A 23,626-nucleotide genomic window follows, 5' to 3' on the forward strand; every position below is an offset into this window, starting at 1 on the left:
CATGACGGAAGCCGAGCTGCGGGAGGCGCTCGCCCGTCCGGTGACCATGGCGGAACGCCGGGAGACGGCCGCCCGCGCCGAACATGGCCTGGCGGCGGCGGTGCTGGTGCCGATCATCCTGCAGCCGGCCCCCCGCATCCTGCTCACCCGGCGCGCGGATCACCTGCGCCATCATGGTGGGCAGGTCAGCTTTCCCGGCGGGCGGATTGATCCTGACGATGCCGGGCCTGAAGCCGCGGCTTTGCGCGAGGCCTGGGAGGAGATCGCCCTGCCGCCTGCCGCAGTCGATGTCATTGGCCGCCTGTCGGTCCATGAAACCGGAACGGGATTTCTGGTCACCCCCATCGTCGGCCTTGTCGCACCGGGGGTTGATCTGCGGCCGGCCGCGGATGAAGTGGCCGAACTGCTGACCCTGCCGCTGTCGGTCCTGCTTGATCCGGCCCAGCCCAGGCACCAGCGCATGAAGCTGAAAACCGGCGACTGGCGGGATATCTGGGTCTGGCCGCATGATGATCACTATATCTGGGGCGCGACGGCCGCCATTCTGCTCGACCTCGCGCAGAGATTGAGAGAGACCAGGCGGTGAGAGAGCTGGAGATGCGCGATCAAGCGGATGACACGATGTTCGCGGCGGCCATGCCGCAGCAGCCGGCTGATGTTCTGATCGTCGGTGCGGGCATCATCGCGCTTGCCGCCGCCCAGAAGCTGCAGCAGGCCGGGCGTCAGGTGACGCTGATCGAGCGCGGGGGCGTTGCCCGCGCAACCAGTTCCGGCAATGCCGGGGCGCTCGCCTTCTCCGACATCCTGCCGCTCGCGACCTCGGGCAAGATCCGCCGCGTGCCGCAATGGCTGATGGACCCGCTCGGGCCGCTGTCCATTCCCCCGGCCTATGCCTGGACGATCGCGCCGTGGCTGCTGCGCTTCTGGCGCGCCGGCTGGGCAGACCGCATTGCCGCCAGCATTGCGGCGCAGGTTTCCATGATGGGACTCGCGGAGGTCGAGATGGAAGCCATGATCGCGGCAAGCGGTCTGGGCGATCTTATCCACCGCGATGGCTCCCTGGAGCTTTATGAAAGCGAGCGGGAGTTTGCGGAATCGCTGCCCGGTTGGGCGCATAGGGCGCAGGCGGGCATCGCCTTCGACCATGTCCGCGGTGCGACGCTGGAAACCTTGCAGCCGGGTCTGGCGCCGCAATTCGTCGCGGGCACTTTCGTGCCCGGCTGGCGAACGGTGAGCGACCCGTTCATCTTTGCCCGGCGCCTGGCCGAGCATGTGCAAAGCCGGGGCGCGTTGTTTCTGCAAGGCGACGTCTCCCGGCTCGCGCCGGCGGAGGCGGGGGTACGAGCCGTTCTGGCCGATGGACGCAGCCTTGAGGCCAGGCAGATCCTGGTCGCGACGGGTGCCTGGTCGCGCCGTTTGACCGATCCCTTGGGCGACCGCCTGCCGCTGGAGACGGAGCGCGGCTACAACACAACCCTGCCGCTGGGCTCCTTCGATCTGCGGCGCCAGCTCATCTTCGGCGGCCATGGCTTCGTCATCACGCCGCTGACCACGGGCCTGCGCGTCGGCGGTGCGGTGGAACTGGGCGGGCTTGACTTGGCGCCGAATTTCGCGCGGTCGGAGGCGATGCTGCGCAAGGCGATGCGCTTCCTGCCCGGCCTATCGGCCGAGGGCGGCCAGCCCTGGATGGGTTTCCGCCCGTCCCTGCCGGACAGCCTGCCGGTGATCGGGCCGTCGCGGGCCTCGCCGCGCATCCTGTATGCCTTCGGCCATGGCCATCTCGGACTCACGCAATCGGCTGGCACCGGGCGGCTGGTGGCTGACCTGCTCTGCGGGCGCCCGCCAGCAATCGACCCGACGCCGTTCCGGCCGGGTCGTTTCTAGGACTTGCGCCGCGGCGGCGCGGTGTCCTTTGCGAGATCGCGAAAGGCGACCACCAGCTTCAAATGCGGGCTGAGTATATGCCGCGGCAGGGAGGGCAGATAAATGCGGATGGTTTCAAGCTTCTTGTCGTCGGGCAGATCGGCGAAGGCCTGACGGCTGCCGACCTCGGTCGCCTTGTCATAGCTCTGCGCCACGGCCTGGCGGATAGTGTCGGGGACAGAGGCCAGCAGCCGGCGCTGGACGAAATTGAGCGTCTGGACATTGTGCTGTCCGGGGCCGCTCTGGGCCGATTTTGCGTCGTCTGCCTCGTATGGCTTCAGCCGGTCGAGCGGAAACTCGATCTCGACGCCGTTGGGCTGCATGACATAGGCGGTGCCGCCGTCAATCTCGACGATCCTGCCCTCACGCGCGCCACTGAGATCCGATACGCGGTCACCGATCGACAGCCGAGCCATGAGAATCTTCCACTCCACATCACGCAGAATGGGAAGGCTCACGAATTGGCCTGTCGAGCAACCGATTCTTGGTGAAATGTGAGCCAAAACCTTTGGCGGCTCAGCGGCGCCTGTGGGCAGAGCGCCACCGGCGGGCCAGTTGTGAGAGGGCAAACAGCACGGCCGCCAGCAGGCCGACGAAGAAGCCGATCGGCCAGTCGGTGACAAAGGCCGCCGCAATAGCGGCCCAGACGGTGACAAGGGCGAGCGCGATTGAGAGCAGCAGGGCGGTTGCAGGCCGGTCCGTCAGGCTGCGGGCAGCGGCCCCCGGTCCCACCATCAGACTGAAGACCAGCAGCGCGCCCACCACCGGCAGCGCGATGGCGGTCGCCGCACCCACCACAAGCAGAAAGGCGAAATCGGCCCGCCGCGCTGAGATGCCGTGCGTGGTCGCCAGATCCGCCGATAGCGTGCTGAGCAGCAAGGGCCGCAAGCCGGCCGCGATGACGATGAGAATGATAAGGCCGAGTGCCAGAACCGGCCAGATCTCAGCCGCGCTCACGCTGATCAGCTGGCCGAACAGCAGGGCATAGACGCCCTGGGCGTAATGGCCCGACAGGCTGAGGAACAGCGTGCCGAGGCCGAGCAGCGCCATCAGCACCAGCGCCGTCGCCACATCCCGCCGCTGCCGCTGGGCGAGCTGCGTGATGCCGATGACGCCGAGGCCGGAAAAGCCGATCAGCCCCCACAGCTCGTTGATGCCGATGAGATTGGCCGCCGCCGCACCGGGAAAGGCGCCCAGCGGCAAGGCATGGGCCGCGAAGCTCATGCCCCGCAGCACGACGAAAAGCCCGACCGCGCCGGCCACGACTGCGACGATCGTCGCCATGATCCAGCCGTTGATCATGTAGCTCGCGAACATCGGCGTCAGGCCTGAACGGGGCTGGTCACGGGCAGGCGCGACTGCCGCGCCCACAGCCGGGCCAGGGCATAGATCAGGCAGACCAGGCTGGTGATGAAGAAACTTACTGGCCAGGCGTGGCCCGGCGTCCAGCTATAGCTGTCATAGGCGAGCAGCACGCCGCCCCAGGTCGCCAGCAGTCCGAACAGGCTTGCCAGGATCAGCGCGGGCCCCGGCCGGCGGGCGAGCTGCACCGCGGCGGCCGCCGGCCCGATGAGCAGGGCGGTGGAGAGGATCGCGCCGATCGTCATGGCCGAGAGGGTCACGGCCAGCGACAGGACCAGCAGATGCAGCAAGCCGATGGCATGCACGCGTACGCCTTGGGCTGCGGCAAGGGCGGGGTCGAGCGAGGTGAGCAGCAGCGGCCGGTAGACCAGGCCCATGACCGCAATGGCCAGCACGCTGATGCCCAGCATGGGCGGGATGAGCGATTGCGGCACCGCGAAGATCGATCCGAACATGACCGAGATCGCCGCCCCACCCGAACTCCGCATGCCGTTATCGAGATGCAGCAGCAGGGCCGTCAGGCCAAGCCCGGCGCCCAGCACGATGCCGGTGACAAGGTCACGCTCCTTCGCGCGGCGCAGGCCCGCCAGTTCCAGGGCGCCCGCGGCCAGAACCGCGACGCCGAGAAACCCCCACAGCGCGCTGATGCCCAGCAGAAAGGCGACCGACCCGCCGGCGCTGCTGATATCGGCCAGGGCATGGCCCGCGAAAGACTGACCGCGCAGCACGGTGAAGACGCCGATGAGGGCCGAGACGACAGCCGCCGCACTGCCGATGATGAGCGCCGTCTGCACCGGGGCGCTCGCAAAAAAACCAGGCGCGAAAACGAGGGTAAGAAGATCCATCGCGGTCTCAGGGAATTTCGCAGACATGGACGGGATGCTTTTCGAGCGCGATGGGAATCTCATCCGCCGCACCCGCCGCGATCACCACCACGCGGCCATGGACCCGGATGACATCGATATGATGGCCGTAAAGGCGGCTCAGCACCTCCGTGCGCACGACCTCCTCCGTCTTGCCCGTCGCGGCCCGGCCCTGGGCCAGATAGACGATGCGGTCCATGACCGACAGCAGCGGATTCATGTCATGGGCCGAGACCAGCACGGTCACGCCCTCATCGCGGGCGAAACGGTCGAGCAGGCCGACGATATCGGCGACCGCCCGCACGTCGAGATTGGCCAGCGGCTCATCCAGCAGCAGCAGGCGCGGGCGGCGGATCATGGCATGGGCAATCAGCACGCGCTGCTGCTGGCCGCCCGACAGATCGCCGATGCGCTGATCAGCGAAGGCCTGCGCGCCGACCGCCTCCAGCATGGCCTCCACCTGACGGCGGCGGGCGCGCGACGGCAGCGGCAGGCCGAAGCGGTTGCCGTCCAGCCCCAGCCCCACTACGTCCCGCGCGCGCAGCGGCATATCCATGTCGAAGGCGATTTTTTGCGGCACATAGCCCACGGCGCCGTGGATATGGACGCGGCCGCTGGTCGCCGCCTGCAGGCCCAGAATGGTCCGCAGCAAGGTTGTCTTGCCGGAACCATTCGATCCGATCAGTCCGCAGATCTCACCGGGGGCGAGCGAGAAGCTCACCTCCTGCAGCACCTGGCGGCCAGGAAAGGAGACGCTCAGCTGCGACAGGCTCAGCGTTTCCGTCATTGTATGCATCGCCGTCCGGTCTAGTTCGATGAAGTGGGAAGAAGGCTTTCGGTGGATGTCTTGTCCGCAACGGCTTTGGTCAGCGCCATCACCTCGGCCAGCATCCAGCTTTGGTAGCTGTAGCCCGGCACCGGCATGGTTTCATAGACGCCGACGACGGGGATGCCTTTGGCATGCGCCAGTTCCAGAAAGGACTGTGTCAGCGGATCGGTCACCTGCTGATTATAGAGGAACACCTTAACCGCATTGGTCCTGAGAAGGGCGTTCTGCTGGCTGACATCCTGGGGCGCGGGGTCGGTATCATTCATAATGGCCGCTTCCAGCGCCCAGGGCGTTCCGATCCTGGCGCCGGCCGCCTGCAGCATGTAGTCGCCGACAGGCTCGGTCACCGCCACGGCCACGCCCGGATATCTCGCCTTGAAATCGGCCAGGGCCGCGAACCAGGGTTGCAGGCTGCTCTCGAAAGCCGTTTCGCGCTGGGCGAAGTAATCCGCATGCGCCGGGTCCAGCGCTGAGAGTTTCGCGGCGATGGCTTTTGCCACCGTCGGCATGGTGGCCGGATCGTACCACAGATGCGGGTTCGCCGTGTCATCGGGCAGGCCGCGCAGCTGCTGCACATTGATGACGGCGCGCCCGGATTTGGGCGCAGCCGTGATCATCTTATCGGCCCAGGAATCGTAGCCGAGGCCATTTTCCACGATCAGATCAGCGCCCGCGATGGCGGCCGCGATACGCGGGCTGACCTCAAAGGCATGCGGATCGGTATTGGGGTCCGTCATGATCGCGGTGACATGGACGTAGTCGCCGCCGATCTGGCCGATAACATCGGCATATTCGTTCTCGATGCCGACGGCCTGGATGGGGGCGACCGCGTGCGCAGGCGGGGCGAGGCCGAGGCTCGCCGTCATGAGGGCGGTCAGCGCCAGCCCGAGCCGCACAGATCCTGTTCGCATGTGCCGTGGCAGATGCCGTGTCGCCGGTGCCATGATCATCCTCTGGTTGGTAGGTTTGATATGTTATAACGTATCAAAACTACCTGTCCAGGGAGGTGTTACACTCTCTCGGAACGCGGCTCCAGAAAGCGGCTGCGCGCGTTCACCCCGCCAGCGCCGCCACATAGCGGCGGATCGCTTCCGCCCAGCCGAAAATTAGCGCGTCGGAGGTCAGCTCATGCCCGATAGAGGCTTCGGCGAGGCCCGGCAGCGCGGCCACCAACGGCGGCAGATTGTCGAGATTGAGGTCGTGGCCGACATTGACGGCGAGGCCCGCGGCCCGCGCGGCGGTACAGGTCTCGGCACAGGCGGCGAGGATCGCGTCGTGCTGCCCCGCGCGGAAAGCATGGGCATAGCCGCCGGTATAGATCTCGATCCCGTCCGCCCCAGCGTCGATCGCGCGGCCGACGACGTCAGGGTTGGGATCGACGAACAGGATGGCGCGGCTGCCGATGGCACGCAGCTGCTGAATGGCCGGGCGGGCGACGGCCATCTGATCGGGGTCCAGCTTCCAGCCCTCGTCGGAGGTGAAGGCGCCTGGCGCATCCGGCACCAGGGTGCATTGCTCGGGCCTGATCTCGGCCACCAGATCCATCAGCCGCGGCTCGGGATAGCCTTCGATATTGAACTCGAATGCCGGGCGCCAGGGACGCATCAGCCGGTCGAGCGCGAACACATCCGTGCGGCGGATATGGCGCTCATCCGGGCGGGGATGGACGGTCAGGCCATGGGCGCCGGCATCGTGTGCCGCTTGCGCGAAATGCACGACATCCGGCACCCCGGTATGGCGGGAGTTTCTGAGCAAGGCAATCTTGTTCAGGTTCACACTCAGCTTGGCCATGGCGTCTTTGTCTCGGGGAGGGGTGGGCGGAAAACTATTCGCGGCGGAAGGTGATGACCAGCACGTCGCGGAAGGCGGGCCTGGCCGTATCCAGCGGATGCACGGCGGTGACGCCGTGATAGACGCGGCTGTCGTCGACGAGCGCCGCATCCATCGGCTGCGCGAGCGTAAAGCGGGACATCAGCTGCTTTTCCAGATTGGTGATGCTGGTCTCGCCCTCGGCGACATTCTCCCGCCGCACCAGCAGCACCAGAACCCAGTCCACGCCATCGCGATGCAGCCCTTCGGGCGTCGGCTGGCCTGCGGAGCCCGGCTGCGCCTCGATGCGGAACTGATGCATCTCCACATGCCAGGTCGTGGGACGCAGATCCGGCGGCGTCAGGCGGGTGAAGAGCCCGTTGCAGAAGCGCAGCACGGCGGTCGTTGCCGGATGGTGCGCGATGGTGTCGGTGACCGGATCGAACCAGCGCGCGATGCCGCCATTCAGCGCGTTATAGTCGCGGCTCTGGTAATGCGGCTGATGCGGTTTGCGGCGAATGGCGTTCGGCCCGCCGGCCGGGTTGACCGCGAAAGCCGCGAAGCGGCGGCGGCGATAACGCCCGCCATCGGCCATGAAACCATCAAGGCCGAGATCGTCCCAGCTTTCCGCGAAACTGGCCCAATCGGTCAGCCCCTGGGTTTGCAGGATCATCTGCATCGCATCGGCCTGAGCCTGGGCGAAGCCTGTCGATTCCATGGCCTGCGCCAGGGCGGTCACGGCCGTCTGCTCCGTCTCCATACCGCGCGCGATCCTCTCATGCGTCGAAATCTGTCGTCCGAGGCTTTGTACACGAGCGGCGAGGGTCTAGGGGAAGCGCAGGCCGCAGGGGAATCATGTGCATGACGCAGCCGCCGATGGGCATCACGATGGGCGATCCGGCCGGGATCGGGCCCGAGATCGTGGTGAAGCTCCTTGCCGAAGGTCTGCCTCACCCGGCCGTCGTCTTCGGCGATACGTCCATTCTGCGTCGCGCGGCGTCTCTTTTGCGTGCCCCGGTCGAGATCGTTGAAATCGCCCATGCCGGTCTCGTTCAGGGCGGCGCCGGCCGGATCGAGGTCGTGCCGGTGACGGCCCTGCCCGGTGACCTGCCCTTTGGCCGCATCGACGCGCGGGCCGGTGCGGCCGCCTATGCCTATATCGACCGCGCCATCACCGCCGTGCAGGCGGGCGAGATTGCGGCCATCGTCACCGCGCCGATTAACAAGATGGCGATGCATGAAGCGGGCATCGACTATCCGGGCCATACCGAAATCCTCGCGAGCCGCGCCGGGACGACCGATTACGCGATGATGTTGGCGAATCAGGAGCTGCGCGTACTTCTCGTCAGCATCCATGTGCCGCTTGTCGAGGCGGTGCGCATGGTCACCGTTGAGAATGAGCTGCGTGCCATCCGCCTCGCCCACCGCGCCGGATTGCAATTCGGCATCGTGCGTCCGCGCATCGCGGTGGCCGGGCTCAATCCGCATGCAGGCGAGGGCGGCATGTTCGGCGCCGAGGATGACGCCATCATCGCGCCCGCCGTCGTCATCGCGCAGCAGGAAGGCATTGCGGTTTCAGGTCCGCTCTCGGGCGACACCGTCTTCATGCGCGCGCGCATGGGCGAATTCGACGTCGTCGTCGCGCAGTATCATGATCAGGGGCTGATCCCAGTGAAATATCTCGGCCTCGACGAGGGCGTGAATATTACGGTCGGCCTGCCCTTCATCCGCACCAGCGTCGATCACGGCACAGCCTTTGAAATCGCCGGCACCGGCCAGGCGAATGCGGCCAGCCTGCGCGCCGCCGTCGCGCAGGCTGCGGCCATGCTGCGTGGCGGCTGACACCCTTTCGCCGAAGCCCATTGTCTGGCAGGGCTGGCGGACATACCTCACACCCAAGGCGCGGCACAGGCCGTGACCGAGTTCCAAGGAGAGTCGACCATGGCAGACGAATTCATGACCATGCATCCGGGCCTGAGCTATCGCGACGAGGTCGTGGGTGAAGGCGCGCAGCCGGTCCAGGGTCAGAAGGTCACGGTCCATTACACCGGCTGGCTGGACAATGACGGCGAGCAGGGCAAGAAGTTCGACAGCTCGCGGGATCGCGGCGCGCCCTTCCAGTTCACGCTCGGCGTGCAGCAGGTGATTTCCGGCTGGGATCTGGGTGTCGCCACCATGCGCGTCGGCGGCCGTCGCACGCTGCGCCTGGCCCCCCAGCACGGCTATGGCGCGCGCGGCGCCGGGGGCGTCATCCCGCCGAATGCCACGCTGCTCTTCGATGTCGAACTGCTCGGCGTCGGCTGAGCCGCCCGCTCCTCCCGCAACCAAACTCGTCATGCCCGGCCCCCGTGCCGGGCATCCAGTCCTGTGGGCGCCCAAACCTGGATCGCCGGGTCAAGCCAGGCGATGACGATAGGGGCGTTCAAACCGGACAGCCATGGGCACGTCCTGGGGACCTGACCATGAGGGCCCCACACCAGCTGTCAGGTTTGACCAATCACCGATACATGTCCGCCGTATCGAGATAGGTCTTCACGAAATGACCCACGGCGGCTTCCAGCTCGGTGCCTGGTCTATTGTAGCCAGCCTCGTGCAGACGCGCCGCATTGGCTTCCGTGAAATACTGATAGCGCGGGCGCATCGCCTCCGGCATCTCGACAAAGCGGATCTTGCGGTCCAGTGCCAGCGCATCGAAGATTGAGCCGACAAGGTCAATGAAGCTGCGTGCGCGCCCGCTGCCGAGGTTGAACAGCTGCGTGCCGCTGTAGCCGTCCAGCAGCCACAGAATCGTGTCCGTGATGTCATGGACATAAACGAAGTCGCGCAGCTGCTCGCCGTCCTTGTATTCGGGCTTATAGCTGCGGAAGAGGTCGATGGTCTCGCCCCGCTTGATCGCCGGAAAGTATTTGGAGACCAGGCTCATCATCGGACCCTTGTGATATTCATTGGGTCCGAAGACGTTGAAGAATTTCAGCCCGGCGCAGACGGGGGGCAGTGTCTTGCCCTCCTCCAGCCGTGTGGCCACGACCTGATCGAACAGATGCTTGCTCCAGCCATAGAGGTTCAGCGGCCGCAGCGTCTGCAGATAGGGCAGGTCGATACTGTCCTCAAACCCTTCCATCCCGTCGCCATAGGTCGCGGCCGAGGAGGCATAGATGAACTTCACCTCCTGCGCGGTACACCAGTCGAGAAGCTTCAGCGAGAAACGGAAGTTGCGCTTTGCGACATCATCGCCGTTCGTCACCAGGGTGGAGGAATTGGCCCCCATATGGATGACGGCCTCGATATCGGTGCGCCCGTCCAGCCAGTCGAACAGCTCATCCGGCGGCACGATATCCTGCACGATGCGCTTGCGCAGGTTCAGCCACTTGCCCTCCGCCCGCAGCAGGTCGCAGACCACCACGTCCCGCCGGCCGGCATCGTTCAGTGCCGCGACGATATTCGAGCCGATAAAGCCCGCCCCACCGGTCACTACAATCATGCGGGCATACTCCTGAGCATTCTGGCCGCGACGGTATAGGCCGAGGTCAGGTGATAAAGACTGCTGGCCGGGGCCGGCATCAGGCTGAAGGTGCCGTCCGCCTCGCGCTGCTCCCGCCACAGGCCTTTCGGGGCGGGGGCGATGTAATCCTGCAGCACGGCAAAGGCCTTGAGGATACGGGCGGGCGACGCATCGGGGCGGAGAATTTCGGCCTTCAGCCGTTCGGTCTGCGGCCATAGCCGCTGCCGGGCAGAGGACAGGCTGCCGTCGCTCCACAGCACATCGACCAGGGCACCGGTTTCGGGATGGATGCCGAAACGGTCGACAAAGCGGTTCAAACTGCCGATGGCGGTGGCGACTGCCGGCAAGGCGGCCCGGCCCACGGCCGCCCGCCGGCGCGCGTACCAGTCCAGCAGCCAGACCCATTCGCTGTGATGGCCGGGCTCGACCGCAAAGCGGCCATGCTCGCGATGCGGCACCAGACCGTCATCGAAATATTCCGGCAGCGCCCCTTCCGCGGTCTGGAACATGCGGACCAGGAACAGAGCGACGATGCCCTCGGCGCGGTCCAGGAAGGGACCATCAGGAAAGGCTTCGGACGCGGCGAGGCAGGCTTCCAGCAGATGCATATGCGGATTCTGCCGTCGCGGCAGGCTGGCGGGCAGGCTTTCGCCATAGCCGCCGGCAGGGTGCGGAAAGGCGCGGTGCAGATAATCGTCCAGCGCCAGCGCTTCCGCCCGCAGCACGGGGTCCGGCCGCACCTTCATGGCGGTCGATAGGGCGAGCAGCACGAAGGCATGATCGTACAGATCCCGCTTCGCATCCAGCACGCCGCCGCGCAGGTCGAAGCGCCAGTGATAGCCGCCCGCCGCATCGAAGGCATGGGTACGCAGATACTGCAGGCCGAGCGTGACGGCCTCTTCCGCCTCGACCATGCCGGCGGCCAGCGCCTCCGCAAAAACGAACGTCTGGCGCGTCACCACGCGCAGGCGCCGGTATTCGGCCACACAGCGAAGATCGTCGAGCGAAAGGAATTCATGAAAGCCGATCGCCGTGCCGTCGTTCCGGCGGTCGATGCCATGCGCCAGCCAAAAGGGCCAGGCACTGTCGCGCAGCCAGGCAAGGCCTGCCTCGGCCGCGGCGCCCAAGGCCAGAGAGGGAGCTGAAACCGGCACTGTCAGCCTTCGGCGAGGCTAGGCAGGACGCTGCCGGTGCCGATGCCGGTCTTCTCGGCCTCGGCCAGGCTCATGCGCTGGATCATCTCCGTCGTGCTGGTATTGGGCATATAGGGGATGATTTCCACGCGCCCGCCATAGGCTTCCACCTCATGCCGGCCGACCACCGTATCCAGGACATAGTCGCCGCCCTTGAGCAGAACATTGGGCTTCAGCGCCAGGATCAGATCCAGCGGCGTATCGGTATCGAACAGGATGACGGCATCGACCGCTTCCAGCGCGGCGGCAACCGTCAGGCGCGCGGTCTCGTTCTGCACCGGCCGGCTGGGGCCTTTCAGCCGCTTGACCGAGGCATCCGAATTCAGCGCCAGCACCAGCCGGTCGACCCGGCTGCGGGCTTCCGTCAGCGACCAGATATGGCCGGGATGGAGCAGGTCGAAACAGCCATTGGTGAAGCCGATGGACAGCCCCTCCTCCTGCCAGGCAGCGGCCTGCTGCTGCAAGGCGGAGATTGAGCCGAAGATCTTGGGCGAGATGCGGTGTTCATGCCGGTGCAGCAGCAGTTCGGCCAGTTCCTCGGTCGTGGCCGCCGCCGTCCCCTTCTTGGCGACGGCGACACCGGCGGCGGCATTGGCGATGCGGGTTGCAATCTCGGGGCTGCCGCCGGCGGCCAGCGCCATGGCGAGGGCCGCGACCAGCGTATCGCCCGCGCCCGAGACATCCGTGACCCGCCGCGCCAGTGTCTGGTAGCGGCCGGTGGTGCGGCCCTGCTCCACCAGCTGCACGCCGCCCTGGCTGCGCTTGACGACGATCGCGGGCGCGCCGGAGATGCGGCTGACCTCATCCGCCGCCGCGGCGACCGCGGCATCGTCCTGTGGCACCGTGCGGCCGACCCCGAGTGACAGTTCGTGCAGGTTGGGGGCGATGATGGTCGCACCCCGGTAGCGGGTGAAATCCTGCCCCTTCGGATCGACGATGACGGGAATACCCCGCGTCGCGGCTGCGGCCGCGACCGCCTGCATCAAGGACGGCTGCAGCACGCCCTTCAGATAGTCGGAGAAGATCACGACCTCGGCCGTCGCGACGGCGGCGACCGCGCGCGCGGTCAGTGCCGCCAGGATGTCGCCCGCCGCCGGCGTCGTCACTTCCCAGTCCAGCCGCAGCAGGTGGGTATTGTATTGCGGGTTCACGAGCCGGACTTTCAGCGTCGTGCTGCGGCTGGAATCTTTCACCAGATCGGCGGTGAGATTCGGAAAGCGCTCCAGTTCGCTTGCGAGTTCAGCGGCGATCGGGTCCGTGCCGCATAGCCCCACCAGGTGGCAGATGCCGCCCAGGCTGAGGATATTCACCGCCACATTGGCCGCCCCGCCCAGCATCTGCTCCTGCCGGTCGGCGGCCAGGATCAGCGACGGCGCTTCCGGCGAGACCCGTTCCGTGCGGCCATAGACGAAGCGGTCCAGCATCACGTCGCCGATGACCAGGACATGCCGGCCCGCCATGGCGGTCAGAATATCGGCGATAGGCGTGGCGGCGGTCGGCATGGACGCGGTCGGCATAGACGGACTCCGTGGCAAAACCCTGGTCCCAGCAGGCCCAGACTAGCGCTTTCCGGCGCCCTTTGGGATGGTCTCGGGCTTCGCTCTAGCCTGACCCGCGAAAATGGCCAAATGGCGGGATTTCGGATAACGGGCGAAAGCGGCTTCCCACCTTTGGCCCGAGGATGTTGAACAGGGCATGGCTCATGTGAACCCGTCTCCCTTGCTGGACCTGCCCGGCGTGCGTGCGGTGCTGGCGGCCCTGCCGGGGGCGCGCATCGTGGGGGGCGCCGTGCGCGATCTGCTGACCGGCCGCGCGGTCAGCGACGTGGACGTGGCAACGGATTTTCTGCCGCAGACGGTGATTGCGCGGCTGCGCGCCGCCGGGCTGCGCGCCATCCCCACGGGGCTTGCCCATGGCACCGTCACCGCGCTCGCCGATGGCGGCCAGGTTGAGGTGACGACGCTCCGCCAGGATGTCGAGACGGACGGTCGCCATGCGGTCGTGGCCTTCACGGAAGATTTCGCGGTCGATGCGGCGCGGCGGGATTTCACCATCAACGCCATGTCGCTGGCACCGGACGGCACGCTGTACGACTATTTCGGCGGCGCCGAGGATCTGGCGGCCGGACGCCTGCGCTTCGTGGGGGACGCGGCGGTGCGCATCGCCGAGGATTACCTGCGCATCCTGCGGTTTTTCCGCTTCTTTCTGCGCTACGGACGCGAAGCGCCGGATCAGGCGACAGCCAGCGCTTTGGCTGCGGGCGCGCCGAAACTCACGACGCTTTCGGCCGAACGGCTCTGGTCTGAAACCGCGAAGATCCTCTCGGTCGCGGACCCCAGGCCGGGTCTCGCGCTCATGGCCGAACTCCGTGTGCTGCCGGTGCTGCTGCCCGAAGCGGCCCCCGACTGGGCCGCGCGGCTGGACCGGCTGGCGCAGGCAGATGCGCCGGCCGAGCCGGTGCTGCGGCTGGCGGCGCTGATTGCAGATGCGGCCAGGGCCGATCAGACGGCACGGCGGCTCAAACTTTCCAATGCCGAGCGTGACAGATTGGCGGCATTTCTCTCCGGCACGCTTCCGGCAGCCGATGCCGATGACACCCTGCTGCGCCAGGCTCTGGCGGAAACATCGAAAGATATCCTCATCGGCCGGTCCTTCCTGCGCCACGAGCCGGGCGAGGCCGGGCGCGCTTTCAGGGCGCGCCTGCGGGCCATGGCAGCGCCGGTCTTCCCGCTGCAAGGACGGGACGGCCTGGCGCTGGGGCTCCAACCCGGCCCGGCGCTGGGCGTGGCCTTGCGCGCTGTGCGCGACTGGTGGATCGCCCGTGGCTGCGCGGATGATGCAGAGGCCTGCCGGACCGAACTGGCAAGGGTGGTCGGGCGCCTCTCTTCTTGATACACGCCGCGCTGACATGAAAACCCTACCGACTGACGAATCCACCCGCGCCCTGGTCGCGCGCCTCTGGCGCGAGCATCTGCACATCTACAAGGGGCGGCTGGTTATCGTCGCGATCCTGACGGCGCTGGTGGCTGGTGCCACCGCCCTTTACCCGGCGGTGATCGACCAGGCCTTCACCATGTTCGTGCGCAAGGACCCGCGCATCCTCTATCAGATCCCGGTCATCGTGCTCATCGTCACCGGCTTCAAGGCGGCGGTGCAATACGGCCAGGCGGTTGCGACCCAGAATCTGGTCCTTGTCGTCATCCGCGATCTGCAGAACCGCATGTTTAGCCATCTGGTGAGTTCCGACCTGCAGCGGATGGAGCGCGAGGCGCCGGCCCAGCTCGCCGCCCGCTTCACGACCGATGCGGCGACCATCCGCGAGGCGATGACGCGCGCCGTCAGCGGCGTGTCCGACGCCATGACGGTCGTGGGCCTCGTCGCATCCATGTTCTATATGGACTGGCTGCTCAGCGTGCTCGCCCTGGCACTCTATCCTCTGGCGGCGGTGCCGGTGCAGCGCATCGGCAAGCGCGTGCGCCGGGCCTCAGGCAATATGCAGGAACGCACGGGTGAGACGGCGATGATGCTCAATGAGAGCTTCGCCCAAAGCCGCACCGTGCGCGCCTATCGCCTGGAAGAGGCCGAGCGGCGCCGCGCCGATCAGATGTTCGATCATCTGTATCGCGCGCTGCTGCGCATGGTGCGCACCCGCTCCGGTGTCGATCCGGTGCTGGAAGTGCTGGGCGGGGTCACGGTCGCCCTTGTCATCGGCTTTGTCGGCTGGCGCGCCGCCGCAGGGGCCGCGACGCTCGGCAATTTCTCCGGCTTCGTCGCGGCGCTGATGCTGGCCTCGCGCCCGTTGCGCTCGCTCGGCTCGCTCAATGCGGCGGTGCAGGAGGGGCTGGCCGGTCTCGCCCGCTGCTTCTCCGTCACTGACGAACGGCCAGCCATTACCGATCGCCCGGACGCGCAACCGCTGCCGGCCGGACCGGGCGCGCTGCGCTTTACCGATGTCTGCTACACCTACCCCGATGGCCGCGCCGGTCTCACGGGCCTGAGCTTCGAGGCCACGCCGGGCCAGACCGTCGCCCTGGTGGGTGCCTCCGGCGCCGGCAAATCGACGGCACTCGCCTTGATCCCGCGGCTGTATGAGGTGGAATCGGGCGTCATCACGGTCGATGGCATGGATATCCGTGCGGCCAAAATGAGCACGCTGCGCGATGCCATCGCCTATGTCGGCCAGGATTCCCTGCTGTTCGACGATACCGTGGCGGCCAATATCGCCATGGGCCGGCCCGATGCGACCGAGGCCGAGATTTTGGCCGCGGCCGAAGCGGCTGCCGCGGCCGATTTCATTCAGGCGCTGCCCGAAGGCGACCAGACCATCGTCGGCCATAGCGGTAACCGGCTGTCGGGCGGCCAGCGCCAGCGCGTAGCCCTTGCCCGCGCCTTCCTCCGCAATCCCCGCATTCTGCTGCTGGATGAGGCGACAAGCGCGCTGGATGCCGATAGCGAAGCGGCGGTGCAGTCGGCGCTCGCGCATCTGCGCGCCGGCCGCACCACCATCATCGTCGCCCATCGTCTCTCCACCGTGCGCAGCGCCGATCTGGTCGTCGTCATGGCCGAGGGCCGCGCCCAGGAATGGGGCACCCATGCCGAACTGCTGGCGCAGGACGGGATCTATGCACGTTTGGTCAGAACCCAGGGGCTGATGCCATGACCGTGGCAACCACCACCGACGCCGCGATCCGCGCGGCGGTCGACCGCCGTTTCGACGCGGAGGTCGGGTTCCTGTCCGCCCTCGTCCGCGCGCCATCCGACAATCCGCCGGGTGATTGCGCGCCCCATGCCGCCATGACGGCGACCTTGCTGGAGGCGCTGGGTTTTGAGGTAGAGCGCCATCCCGTGCCCGAGGATATCGTCCGCGCCACGGGCATGATCTCCGCCACCAACCTCCTGATCCGCCATCGCTTCGGTCCCGGCCCGGTCGTGGCACTCAATGCCCATGGGGATGTCGTGGCGCCGGGTGAGGGCTGGAGTTCCGATCCTTACGGCGCGGAGATTCACGATGGCCGCATGTATGGTCGCGGGGCCGCCGTCTCCAAATCCGATTTCGCGACCTATGCCTTCGCGCTGCTGGCGCTGAAGGATGTCGCCGCCCCACTCGCCGGCACCGTGGAACTGCATCTGACCTATGACGAGGAGACCGGCGGGCTGATCGGGCCGGCCTGGATTATGGAGCAGGGCCTGTCAAAGCCCGACTACGCGCTGAGCGCCGGCTTCGCCTATAACGTGACGGTCGCCCATAACGGCTGTCTGCATCTGGACGTGACCGTGCGCGGCAAGTCGGCCCATGCCGCCCGGCCCGAAACCGGGCATGACGCGCTGCAGGCGACGACGACGATTCTGACCGCGCTTTATGCCTTCCGTGGCGGCCTTGCCGAGCGTGTCTCGGCGGTGCCGGGCATCGGTCACGCCAATCTCAACGTTGGGCTGATCTCCGGCGGCATCAATACCAATGTCGTGCCGGACAAGGTGAGCTTCCGCATCGACCGCCGCATGATCCCCGAGGAACGCGCGGACGCGGTCGAACAGGAACTGCGTGACCTCATCGCCGCCGCTGCTGCTGGCTTGCCGGGTATTACCGTCGATGTGACCCAGATCCTCGTGGTGCGCCCGATGGAAAGCCTGCCGGGCCAGGAGCGTCTGGTCGCGGCGCTGACCGAAGCCGCTCAGATTGTGCTGGGGGAGACCATCGGCGCCGAGGGCACGCCGATCTATTGCGATGCGCGGCTTTATACCGAGCGCGGCATCCCGACCGTACTCTATGGCGCCGGGCCCCGCACCATGCTGGAGGCGAACGGCCATCGCGCGGATGAGAATCTGGCGCTTGCTGACCTCAGAGCGGCGACGGCGACGGTCGCCATCGCGCTGACGCGCCTGCTCAGGGCATAAAAAAACCCGGCAAGCTTGCGGCTTGCCGGGTTTGTCTGGCGTGACGCCAGATTACATCTTCTGCTGGACCGAGGACGCGGCGGTCGAAGTCGCGGCGCCCGCGCTGGAGACGTCCTTGCCGGCACCATTGACGGTGTTGCAGGCCGAGAGGCCGAGCGTGGCGCCCGCGAGCAGGAGGCCGATCGTGGCGGCGCGCAGCAGGCTAGAATCGAAACGAATGGCTTTGGTCATATCCTGACTCCCTTAGAACTCTGATAAACCGGATATGGGGAGCCTCACGAAATGTGACAGAAACCGGGACCCATCACATTTCGTTTATGGGACCGTCACTCCGCATAGGCAGCGGCGACGATTTCCTTGGTGAACAGTCCGTTGCAGCCTTCCAGGGATGTATTGGTGAGCGCCACCGCGCTGATGCCCGTCTCGGGATCGACCCAGAAACTCGTGCCATAGACGCCGCCCCAGGCCCAGCTGCCGGCACTTTGCGGCGTGGCCGCCGCCGCCGGATCGCGCAAATGCGAGACACCCAGACCAAAGCCCCAGCCGGGATCGCCGAGATCGATATCGAGACCCGGAATGGCATCGCCGATGAAGGCGGCCGCGGAATCAGCACTCAGGATGGGCGCGCCGCCCAGGCGGATCGCCTCCAGGAAGCGGATGTAATCCGCCGCCGTGCCCACCATGCCGGCGCCGCCTGAGGGATAGGCATTCGGGTCCGTTGCGCGGCCGGGTGAGAAATAGACCGTGCCGGCCTCCGCCTGGGGCAGTGCGAAAGGCTCGGTCATGCGCCGCGGTGCGCGGCCCGCCTCTGCCGGATCGGCATAGGGTGTCGCGAGACGCTCAGGGGCGGGCGCCAGGAAGGCCGAATCCGCCATGCCGAGCGGACGGGTGATCCGATCCTGCACCACTTGGGGCAGAGACTGACCGCTCGCCTTTTCCAGCACCGCGCCCAGCACATCGGTGCCTAGAGAATAGAGCCAGGCCGCGCCGGGGGTGAAGTTCAGCGGCAGCTTGGCCAGGCGGCGCAGGTTTTCGGCCAAGTCGATGCCAGGGCGGTCGATCCCGTCCGATATCTGCGCCTTGTGATAGACGCTCTCCCCCGGCTGCAGAAACCCGTAGGAGAGGCCGGACGTATGGGTCAGCAGATGGCGGACGGTGATGCGCGCATCGTCGCCTTCCGGCGTTCTTGGCCGGAAATCGGGCAGGAAGCGGGTGATGTCATCTTCAAGCGACAAGAGCCCGGCCTCGGCAGCGGCGAGGGCCGCGGCCGAGACAATCGGCTTCGTCATGCTGGCCAGCCGGAAAACGGTATCTGCCTGCATGGGCGTCCCGGCCTCACGGTCGGCGAAGCCCACCGCCTTGCTATAGAAGGGGCGGCCGTCCTGATGGATGAGCACAACGGCACCGACCAACCGCTGCTCGGCCAGGACGCGGTCCAGCAGGGCGTCGATCGCGCGGCCGGCGGTTTCAGCATGGGGCAAGGCGAGGCTCCTTAGAAATCGGCGTTCTGGTCGTCGGCGAAATCGCCGAAATTATCGGTCAGCGCCAGGATTTCGGGCTCCGCGCGGAAGGTCTCCTTCTGCTCCTCCGACATCAGCCGCCAGGCGACGCGGACGATATCTTCCAGCGCCACAATCCATTCGTCGCTGCCTGCGGTTTCCCCGTGGACGCGGGCGAGGGCGAGATAGCTCTCGACATCCTCTTCATCGAAATCATCGGGATCGAACTTGGAGTCTGAGGTTGCCATGCTGCCGCTCCGTGTTTGAGAGCGCCGAAAGGGCGCCGCGCTCAGGCTAAGGCCTCCGTAAGGGGACGCAAGGCCGATCTTTAGACACATTTGTCGCGCTATAAGACAAATGCATGCATATGGTGCAGTGCAGCCATAAAGTTCGTTAGAGCGAATATCAGGCGTTATTCGGTAGACATCCGTCGTTGTCTTGGATATGGTGCACTGCAGCAACGGACAAAGCTCAGGAGGCTCCCATGACGACAGTTTCCAATTTCCAGCAGCAGAAGACCGCTCCCGGCGGCATCAAGGACGCGTTCGACTTCCTCGGCGTCACGACCTTCGTGCGTGAGGTTTTCGCCCTCCGCCAGATCATCGCCGAACGCCGCGCCGAACGCGCTGAGCGCATGGTGATGGCCCGCGAACTGGACAGCTATTCCGACGCCGAACTGGGTGAGCTTGGCTTCAGCCGTGGCGACCTGCCGGCGATCATCAATGGCACCTATCGCCGCTAAGACGACCGCCTGAAGCGTAAGGCGACCCTCCGGGGTCGCGGGCCTTGTCCGGCTTGTGGCGATCGGGCGGGCTGCAGACGCCGCCTCGCCTGATCGCCCCGCGGAGAACGGGCTCAGAGGCGCTGGCCTTACGGCCAGCGGCGGGATGCGGTGATGGCCCATGGCGCCAGCCGAGCCCCCTCGGGCAGACACCCCTGTTGTCTGCGCGACGTGCAAGATATTTTCCTGACGAGATGACGTGGCGTCCGATCCTGTCTAGGCTGCAAAGCCCGCGACGCAGGAGACGACAGTTTGGCCAAAGCCCGCATGCATCTTGGCTTCGACTTCTCCTATTCGCATATGGGCGGCCGCTGGCGGATGCCGGGCGCCTGGCCTGATCGCACCTTTCCCGATGTCGAGATGTTCGAGGAGATCGCCCGCATTGCGGAACGCGGTTGCCTGGACATGGTCTTTTCCGGTGACGGCACAGGCATTCCCGATACCTGGGACGGCAAGCCCGATGGCGCCATCGAATGGGGCATCAGCTGGCCGCGGCAGGACCTGAACCCGATCATGGTCGCGATGTCCCGCGTGACCAGGCACCTGGGCTTCGGCCTGACCTATTCCTCCACCTTCATGCATCCCTATTACATGGCGCGGCTGATGAATTCGCTGGATCATGTGACCGGCGGGCGCATTGCCATGAACCTCGTCACCTCGACCCGCAAATCGGATGCCGCCAATTTCGGCTTCGACGAATTGATGGAGCATAGCAGCCGCTATGAGCGGATGGAGGAATTCGTCGATGTCTGCCGCAAGCTGTGGGACAGCGCCGAGCCCGACTGCATGCTGTGGGATTTCGCGACCGGCCGCGTGACCGATCCGGCGAAGGTCCATCACGTCAAGCATGACGGCAAATTCTTCAAGGTTGAAGGCGCGCTGAACACACCGCCCTCGCCCCAGGGAAGGCCCGTCGTGATTCAGGCCGGCGGATCGCCGCGCGGCGTGCAGGCCTCCGCCTATGTCGCCGATTACGTCTTCGGCCCCGATATGGCGCTGGCGCGGCAGGTCAAGCATCGCGCGGCGCTGGATAAGGCTTTGACCGATATCGGGCGTGACCCGGCAAAGGTTGGCATTCTGTGGCAGACGCCGATCGTGGTGGCGGAGACGGAAGCGGAAGCTCAGGCGCAGCGCGACCGGCTGCTGACGGCCATCCCGCCCGAAGCCGTCGGCGTTTTTCTGTCCTATAATAACGGCTACGATTTTTCGACGCTGCCGGAGCGCTTCACGCTCGCCGAGATCCAGGAAAAGATCATCGCCGCCAATGCGTCCCCTATCGGCTTCGTCTATGAACTGGGGCTCGAACTCGGCGAGACTACCGAAATATCCCGCGAGACCTTCTTCGAGCATGGCATCAAGAGTGCGACCGCCTGGGACAAGACGATTGCGGGGTCACCCGCACAGGTCGCGGATATCCTGGAAGAAGCCTTTGAGGCGACCGGCAGCCGCGGCGGCTTCATGCTGGGCCACACCGTCTCGGTGCCGGCGGACCTGACCCGCATCGTCGATCTTCTGGTGCCGGAACTGCAGCGCCGCGGGCGCTTCCGCACCGAATACAAGGGCCGCACGCTGCGCGACCATCTGAGTGAGGACTGAGCCATGAGCGCCGACCAAACCTATACATTCAGCTGTCTCGACGGGCATACCTGCGGCAATCCCGTGCGCCTCGTCTCGGGCGGCGGTCCGCTGCTGCAGGGGGCCAGCATGAGCGAGCGGCGCCAGGACTTTTTGTCGCGCTTCGATTGGGTGCGCAAGGCGCTGATGTTTGAGCCGCGCGGCCATGATGTGATGAGCGGTTCCATTCTCTATCCGCCGACGCGGGCCGATTGCGATATCGGCATTCTGTTCATTGAGACATCAGGATGTCTGCCGATGTGCGGTCATGGCACCATCGGCACGGTGACCATGGCGATCGAAAACGGTCTGGCCACCCCGCGGGTGGAGGGCCAGCTGGCGCTGGATGCGCCGGCGGGCCGGGTGGTGGCCGAATACAAGCGCAATGGTCGTTTCGTCGATAGCGTGCGCATCCACAACGTCGCCTCCTATCTCGCGGCCGAAGGCATTTTGATCGACGTGCCGGGATTGGGGGAGATTGCCGTCGATATCGCCTATGGCGGCAATTTCTACGCCATCATCGACCCGCAGAAGAATTTCGCCGGGCTTGAATCGCTCTCGGCGAGCGAGATTCTGCGCCTCAGTCCCATCGTGCGGGTGCTGATCAATGAGGCGATCGATGTGGTCCATCCCGAGGACGCCACCATCAGCGGCATCCGCCATGTGCAATGGACGGGGGCTGCGCGCGATCCGCGCGCCCATGGCCGCAACGCTGTCTTCTATGGCGAGAAGGCGATTGACCGGTCACCCTGCGGCACCGGCACCTCGGCGCGCATGGCGCAGCTCGCGGGCAAAGGCAAGCTGCGCGAGGGAGATGACTTCGTGCATGAAAGCATCATCGGCAGCCTGTTCGAGGGGCGTGTCGAAAGCCTGGCCAGCGTTGGCGAATTCGCGGCCATCCGCCCGAGCATTTCCGGCTGGGCGCGGATGACCGGCATCAACACCATCTTCGTCGATCCGCGTGACCCCTTCATGCATGGCTTCACGGTCGCGTAATGCGCCTGGATCAGCTGGGCGGCCTATGGCGGCGCTCGCTTATCCGCCTGCCCGATGGGTCGGAGGATCGCACAACCGAAGTGCATTGGCTGCAGGGGGCGGCGCGATACGTGGATCTGCGCCAGCCCCGGGGCCGTCCGTCATTCGCGGGCATCGCCTGTCTGCGGGACTGTGGGCCTGACCATCTCGCCTGGATGGCGACGCAGGAAGGTTTCGCCGGACGTCTCATCCAGGCTGGACAGTTCTTTGAATGGGAAAGAGACATTGACTTTCAGCCGCCGTCATCCCTGCCCGACGCCGGGCGGCTCTGGCGGGAAGACGGCATGATGATCGAGGAGGGGCGCGACAGTCCTTATCGCGAGCATTGGCATCATGACCTGGCCGGCAAAGCGTCAGCCGCGCTGAGCCTGGTAGAGGAGACAACCGGTGTGGCGGGGGCGCTGGTCGTGGTGGGTGACACTTTCATGGTTGCCCGCGCCCGCAGCGTCTCTCTGCCGCAGGGCGCGAGGCTCGCCGATCTTCTGGCTGAGGCTCAGGACAGGACCGCCGCGCAGGATCTTCTCGACTGCGAGATCGCTTTGGGCGCCATGGAGCAAGGCCGGTTTGTCATTGCTCGGTCCAGCTTGCCCTATCGCGAAGGGGCGTCCCTTCTGCCGGCGCGGGACGGAGACCGCCTCACGACGGCCGATATCGACCCGTCCGGCGCGCCGCTCACCCGGGCGTGGCGGATTGTGGATGAGGAAGGTGATAACACCTGTTAAAATAGTAAAAACAAAGATTCCGCTTTGTTGAGTCGCGGTTGCGTTTTAGGCTGGCCAGCCCAGAACCACAACCGTCAGGAACGCCCCATGAGCACGCTTCCCCTCGTTACCTTCCGCCTGACCGGCGAAGGCACCGGCGTCGCGCAGACCATCCATGAGGAGGGCAGCCCGCATGTCATCCGCGCCGATGCCCATCCGGCCTTCGGCGGCGCCGATTCCGCCCCTAGCCCGCTTGCCTATGCCCTGTCCGCGCTGACTTCCTGCACGCAGGTCACCTCGCAGATCGTGGCCAAGGACCTGGGCCTGTCGCTCGGCCATTTCACCGTAGCGCTGGATGCCAAGCTTGACCCGACGGTGCTCGCGACCGGCGCCGAGGGCGTCAGCAATTTCACGCGCCTGACTTTGGATGTGACGGTCGAGACCGATGCCGCGCCGGAGCTGTTCACCCGTTTCGGCAGCGAGGTTGAACGCCGCTGCCCAGTGACGCAGCTCTTCCGCCGCAGCGGCGTCGCCGTGACGACTCATTGGCAGGCCAAGGCCGTCGCCCTCGCCGCGGAATGAGGGAGGGGGTACGGCCGCCGCATACCGCTCCCGCCCGG

The 23,626-nt window shown here is 66.2% G+C and carries 25 protein-coding genes; 12 read left to right on the forward strand and 13 right to left on the reverse strand.

Features of this window, described 5'->3' with window-relative positions; genetic code table 11:
• Position 1: 1 nt before the first annotated feature.
• Entirely contained in the window at positions 2-586 is a 585-nt protein-coding gene (locus AC3G7M_RS05060; RefSeq protein ID WP_489214617.1) for a CoA pyrophosphatase, read from the forward strand.
• Positions 587-597: 11 nt separating this feature from the next.
• A complete protein-coding gene (locus AC3G7M_RS05065) occupies positions 598-1,884 on the forward strand; it encodes an NAD(P)/FAD-dependent oxidoreductase (protein WP_489214618.1) in 1,287 nt (428 codons plus the stop codon).
• On the opposite strand, the gene AC3G7M_RS05070 is transcribed toward AC3G7M_RS05065, so the two are convergent.
• The 7 genes from AC3G7M_RS05070 to AC3G7M_RS05100 all read right to left on the reverse strand — a co-directional run bounded on the left by AC3G7M_RS05070 (position 1,881) and on the right by AC3G7M_RS05100 (position 7,546).
• Positions 1,881-2,339: a hypothetical protein gene (locus AC3G7M_RS05070; RefSeq protein WP_489214619.1), complete on the reverse strand. Its 459-nt coding sequence runs from the start codon at positions 2,337-2,339 to the stop codon at positions 1,881-1,883. The genes AC3G7M_RS05065 and AC3G7M_RS05070 overlap by 4 nt on opposite strands.
• 100 nt (positions 2,340-2,439) lie before the next feature.
• Positions 2,440-3,240: a metal ABC transporter permease gene (locus tag AC3G7M_RS05075; protein WP_489214620.1), complete on the reverse strand. Its 801-nt coding sequence runs from the start codon at positions 3,238-3,240 to the stop codon at positions 2,440-2,442.
• A 5-nt stretch (positions 3,241-3,245) separates the two neighbouring features.
• Positions 3,246-4,157, reverse strand: coding sequence for a metal ABC transporter permease (locus tag AC3G7M_RS05080; protein ID WP_489214621.1), 912 nt, complete (start codon positions 4,155-4,157; stop codon positions 3,246-3,248).
• The gene (locus AC3G7M_RS05085; protein ID WP_489214622.1) at positions 4,138-4,935 is read right to left on the reverse strand and encodes a metal ABC transporter ATP-binding protein; all 798 of its coding nucleotides are present in this window, start codon (positions 4,933-4,935) and stop codon (positions 4,138-4,140) included. Before AC3G7M_RS05085 ends, AC3G7M_RS05080 begins: the two co-directional genes overlap by 20 nt.
• Positions 4,936-4,955: 20 nt before the next feature.
• Positions 4,956-5,921 (reverse strand): metal ABC transporter solute-binding protein, Zn/Mn family, encoded by a 966-nt coding sequence (locus AC3G7M_RS05090; RefSeq protein ID WP_489214623.1) that lies wholly within the window; start codon positions 5,919-5,921, stop codon positions 4,956-4,958.
• A 109-nt stretch (positions 5,922-6,030) separates the two neighbouring features.
• On the reverse strand, positions 6,031-6,768 hold the full coding sequence (locus tag AC3G7M_RS05095) for a pyridoxine 5'-phosphate synthase (RefSeq protein WP_489214624.1): 738 nt from the start codon (positions 6,766-6,768) through the stop codon (positions 6,031-6,033).
• A gap of 34 nt (positions 6,769-6,802) precedes the next feature.
• Entirely contained in the window at positions 6,803-7,546 is a 744-nt protein-coding gene (locus AC3G7M_RS05100; RefSeq protein ID WP_489214625.1) for a 2OG-Fe dioxygenase family protein, read from the reverse strand.
• Positions 7,547-7,647: 101 nt separating this feature from the next.
• On the opposite strand from AC3G7M_RS05100, the gene pdxA reads away from it, so the two are divergent.
• Together pdxA and AC3G7M_RS05110 are read left to right on the forward strand one after the other, a co-directional pair.
• Positions 7,648-8,628, forward strand: coding sequence for a 4-hydroxythreonine-4-phosphate dehydrogenase PdxA (gene pdxA / locus AC3G7M_RS05105; RefSeq protein WP_489214626.1), 981 nt, complete (start codon positions 7,648-7,650; stop codon positions 8,626-8,628).
• Positions 8,629-8,727: 99 nt separating this feature from the next.
• Positions 8,728-9,090 carry an FKBP-type peptidyl-prolyl cis-trans isomerase gene (locus AC3G7M_RS05110; RefSeq protein WP_489214627.1) on the forward strand — a complete coding sequence of 121 codons (363 nt, stop codon included), beginning with the start codon at positions 8,728-8,730 and terminating at the stop codon, positions 9,088-9,090.
• Positions 9,091-9,283: 193 nt separating this feature from the next.
• On the opposite strand, the gene rfaD is transcribed toward AC3G7M_RS05110, so the two are convergent.
• The 3 genes from rfaD to AC3G7M_RS05125 are packed head-to-tail and all read right to left on the reverse strand — an operon-like array spanning position 9,284 to position 12,998.
• The gene (gene rfaD / locus AC3G7M_RS05115; protein WP_489214628.1) at positions 9,284-10,267 is read right to left on the reverse strand and encodes an ADP-glyceromanno-heptose 6-epimerase; all 984 of its coding nucleotides are present in this window, start codon (positions 10,265-10,267) and stop codon (positions 9,284-9,286) included.
• Entirely contained in the window at positions 10,264-11,442 is a 1,179-nt protein-coding gene (locus AC3G7M_RS05120) for an AGE family epimerase/isomerase (protein WP_489214629.1), read from the reverse strand. The genes rfaD and AC3G7M_RS05120 overlap by 4 nt, the downstream gene beginning before the upstream one ends.
• 2 nt (positions 11,443-11,444) lie before the next feature.
• Positions 11,445-12,998: a PfkB family carbohydrate kinase gene (locus AC3G7M_RS05125; RefSeq protein ID WP_489214630.1), complete on the reverse strand. Its 1,554-nt coding sequence runs from the start codon at positions 12,996-12,998 to the stop codon at positions 11,445-11,447.
• 178 nt (positions 12,999-13,176) lie between these two features.
• On the opposite strand from AC3G7M_RS05125, the gene AC3G7M_RS05130 reads away from it, so the two are divergent.
• The 3 genes from AC3G7M_RS05130 to AC3G7M_RS05140 are packed head-to-tail and all read left to right on the forward strand — an operon-like array spanning position 13,177 to position 17,376.
• Positions 13,177-14,373, forward strand: coding sequence for a CCA tRNA nucleotidyltransferase (locus AC3G7M_RS05130; RefSeq protein ID WP_489214631.1), 1,197 nt, complete (start codon positions 13,177-13,179; stop codon positions 14,371-14,373).
• Between the two features lie 16 nt (positions 14,374-14,389).
• Positions 14,390-16,141, forward strand: coding sequence for an ABC transporter ATP-binding protein (locus AC3G7M_RS05135; RefSeq protein WP_489214632.1), 1,752 nt, complete (start codon positions 14,390-14,392; stop codon positions 16,139-16,141).
• Positions 16,138-17,376 carry an ArgE/DapE family deacylase gene (locus AC3G7M_RS05140; protein ID WP_489214633.1) on the forward strand — a complete coding sequence of 413 codons (1,239 nt, stop codon included), beginning with the start codon at positions 16,138-16,140 and terminating at the stop codon, positions 17,374-17,376. Before AC3G7M_RS05135 ends, AC3G7M_RS05140 begins: the two co-directional genes overlap by 4 nt.
• Before the next feature lie 51 nt (positions 17,377-17,427).
• Here the strand turns inward: AC3G7M_RS05140 and AC3G7M_RS05145 are convergent, their stop codons facing one another.
• The 3 genes from AC3G7M_RS05145 to AC3G7M_RS05155 form a co-directional block, all read right to left on the reverse strand.
• A complete protein-coding gene (locus tag AC3G7M_RS05145) occupies positions 17,428-17,607 on the reverse strand; it encodes an entericidin (RefSeq protein ID WP_489214634.1) in 180 nt (59 codons plus the stop codon).
• A 95-nt stretch (positions 17,608-17,702) separates the two neighbouring features.
• On the reverse strand, positions 17,703-18,857 hold the full coding sequence (locus tag AC3G7M_RS05150; protein WP_489214635.1) for a serine hydrolase domain-containing protein: 1,155 nt from the start codon (positions 18,855-18,857) through the stop codon (positions 17,703-17,705).
• Positions 18,858-18,868: 11 nt separating this feature from the next.
• Positions 18,869-19,123, reverse strand: a complete 255-nt coding sequence (locus AC3G7M_RS05155; RefSeq protein WP_489214636.1) for a hypothetical protein — start codon at positions 19,121-19,123, stop codon at positions 18,869-18,871.
• 236 nt (positions 19,124-19,359) lie between these two features.
• Between AC3G7M_RS05155 and AC3G7M_RS05160 the strand changes: the two genes are divergently transcribed.
• The 5 genes from AC3G7M_RS05160 (at position 19,360) to AC3G7M_RS05180 (ending at position 23,588) form a co-directional block, all read left to right on the forward strand.
• The gene (locus tag AC3G7M_RS05160; protein ID WP_489214637.1) at positions 19,360-19,617 is read left to right on the forward strand and encodes a hypothetical protein; all 258 of its coding nucleotides are present in this window, start codon (positions 19,360-19,362) and stop codon (positions 19,615-19,617) included.
• Between the two features lie 291 nt (positions 19,618-19,908).
• On the forward strand, positions 19,909-21,252 hold the full coding sequence (locus AC3G7M_RS05165) for an NtaA/DmoA family FMN-dependent monooxygenase (RefSeq protein WP_489214638.1): 1,344 nt from the start codon (positions 19,909-19,911) through the stop codon (positions 21,250-21,252).
• Between the two features lie 3 nt (positions 21,253-21,255).
• Positions 21,256-22,266: a 4-hydroxyproline epimerase gene (locus AC3G7M_RS05170; protein ID WP_489214639.1), complete on the forward strand. Its 1,011-nt coding sequence runs from the start codon at positions 21,256-21,258 to the stop codon at positions 22,264-22,266.
• Entirely contained in the window at positions 22,266-23,027 is a 762-nt protein-coding gene (locus AC3G7M_RS05175) for a hypothetical protein (protein ID WP_489214640.1), read from the forward strand. The genes AC3G7M_RS05170 and AC3G7M_RS05175 overlap by 1 nt, the downstream gene beginning before the upstream one ends.
• An 87-nt stretch (positions 23,028-23,114) precedes the next feature.
• Positions 23,115-23,588 (forward strand): OsmC family protein, encoded by a 474-nt coding sequence (locus AC3G7M_RS05180; RefSeq protein ID WP_489214641.1) that lies wholly within the window; start codon positions 23,115-23,117, stop codon positions 23,586-23,588.
• Positions 23,589-23,626 lie beyond the last annotated feature (38 nt).

This window comes from Acidisoma sibiricum (assembly GCF_057837225.1).

Coding starts and splice junctions, on each gene's coding strand:
- AC3G7M_RS05060 (WP_489214617.1), top strand. CDS start 2: ATGACGGAAGCCGAGCTGCGGGAGGCGCTCGCCCGTCCGGTGACCATG.
- AC3G7M_RS05065 (WP_489214618.1), top strand. CDS start 598: ATGCGCGATCAAGCGGATGACACGATGTTCGCGGCGGCCATGCCGCAG.
- AC3G7M_RS05070 (WP_489214619.1), bottom strand. CDS start 2,339: ATGGCTCGGCTGTCGATCGGTGACCGCGTATCGGATCTCAGTGGCGCG.
- AC3G7M_RS05075 (WP_489214620.1), bottom strand. CDS start 3,240: ATGTTCGCGAGCTACATGATCAACGGCTGGATCATGGCGACGATCGTC.
- AC3G7M_RS05080 (WP_489214621.1), bottom strand. CDS start 4,157: ATGTCTGCGAAATTCCCTGAGACCGCGATGGATCTTCTTACCCTCGTT.
- AC3G7M_RS05085 (WP_489214622.1), bottom strand. CDS start 4,935: ATGACGGAAACGCTGAGCCTGTCGCAGCTGAGCGTCTCCTTTCCTGGC.
- AC3G7M_RS05090 (WP_489214623.1), bottom strand. CDS start 5,921: ATGGCACCGGCGACACGGCATCTGCCACGGCACATGCGAACAGGATCT.
- AC3G7M_RS05095 (WP_489214624.1), bottom strand. CDS start 6,768: ATGGCCAAGCTGAGTGTGAACCTGAACAAGATTGCCTTGCTCAGAAAC.
- AC3G7M_RS05100 (WP_489214625.1), bottom strand. CDS start 7,546: ATGGAGACGGAGCAGACGGCCGTGACCGCCCTGGCGCAGGCCATGGAA.
- pdxA (WP_489214626.1), top strand. CDS start 7,648: ATGACGCAGCCGCCGATGGGCATCACGATGGGCGATCCGGCCGGGATC.
- AC3G7M_RS05110 (WP_489214627.1), top strand. CDS start 8,728: ATGGCAGACGAATTCATGACCATGCATCCGGGCCTGAGCTATCGCGAC.
- rfaD (WP_489214628.1), bottom strand. CDS start 10,267: ATGATTGTAGTGACCGGTGGGGCGGGCTTTATCGGCTCGAATATCGTC.
- AC3G7M_RS05125 (WP_489214630.1), bottom strand. CDS start 12,998: ATGCCGACCGCGTCCATGCCGACCGCCGCCACGCCTATCGCCGATATT.
- AC3G7M_RS05130 (WP_489214631.1), top strand. CDS start 13,177: ATGGCTCATGTGAACCCGTCTCCCTTGCTGGACCTGCCCGGCGTGCGT.
- AC3G7M_RS05135 (WP_489214632.1), top strand. CDS start 14,390: ATGAAAACCCTACCGACTGACGAATCCACCCGCGCCCTGGTCGCGCGC.
- AC3G7M_RS05140 (WP_489214633.1), top strand. CDS start 16,138: ATGACCGTGGCAACCACCACCGACGCCGCGATCCGCGCGGCGGTCGAC.
- AC3G7M_RS05145 (WP_489214634.1), bottom strand. CDS start 17,607: ATGACCAAAGCCATTCGTTTCGATTCTAGCCTGCTGCGCGCCGCCACG.
- AC3G7M_RS05155 (WP_489214636.1), bottom strand. CDS start 19,123: ATGGCAACCTCAGACTCCAAGTTCGATCCCGATGATTTCGATGAAGAG.
- AC3G7M_RS05160 (WP_489214637.1), top strand. CDS start 19,360: ATGACGACAGTTTCCAATTTCCAGCAGCAGAAGACCGCTCCCGGCGGC.
- AC3G7M_RS05170 (WP_489214639.1), top strand. CDS start 21,256: ATGAGCGCCGACCAAACCTATACATTCAGCTGTCTCGACGGGCATACC.
- AC3G7M_RS05175 (WP_489214640.1), top strand. CDS start 22,266: ATGCGCCTGGATCAGCTGGGCGGCCTATGGCGGCGCTCGCTTATCCGC.
- AC3G7M_RS05180 (WP_489214641.1), top strand. CDS start 23,115: ATGAGCACGCTTCCCCTCGTTACCTTCCGCCTGACCGGCGAAGGCACC.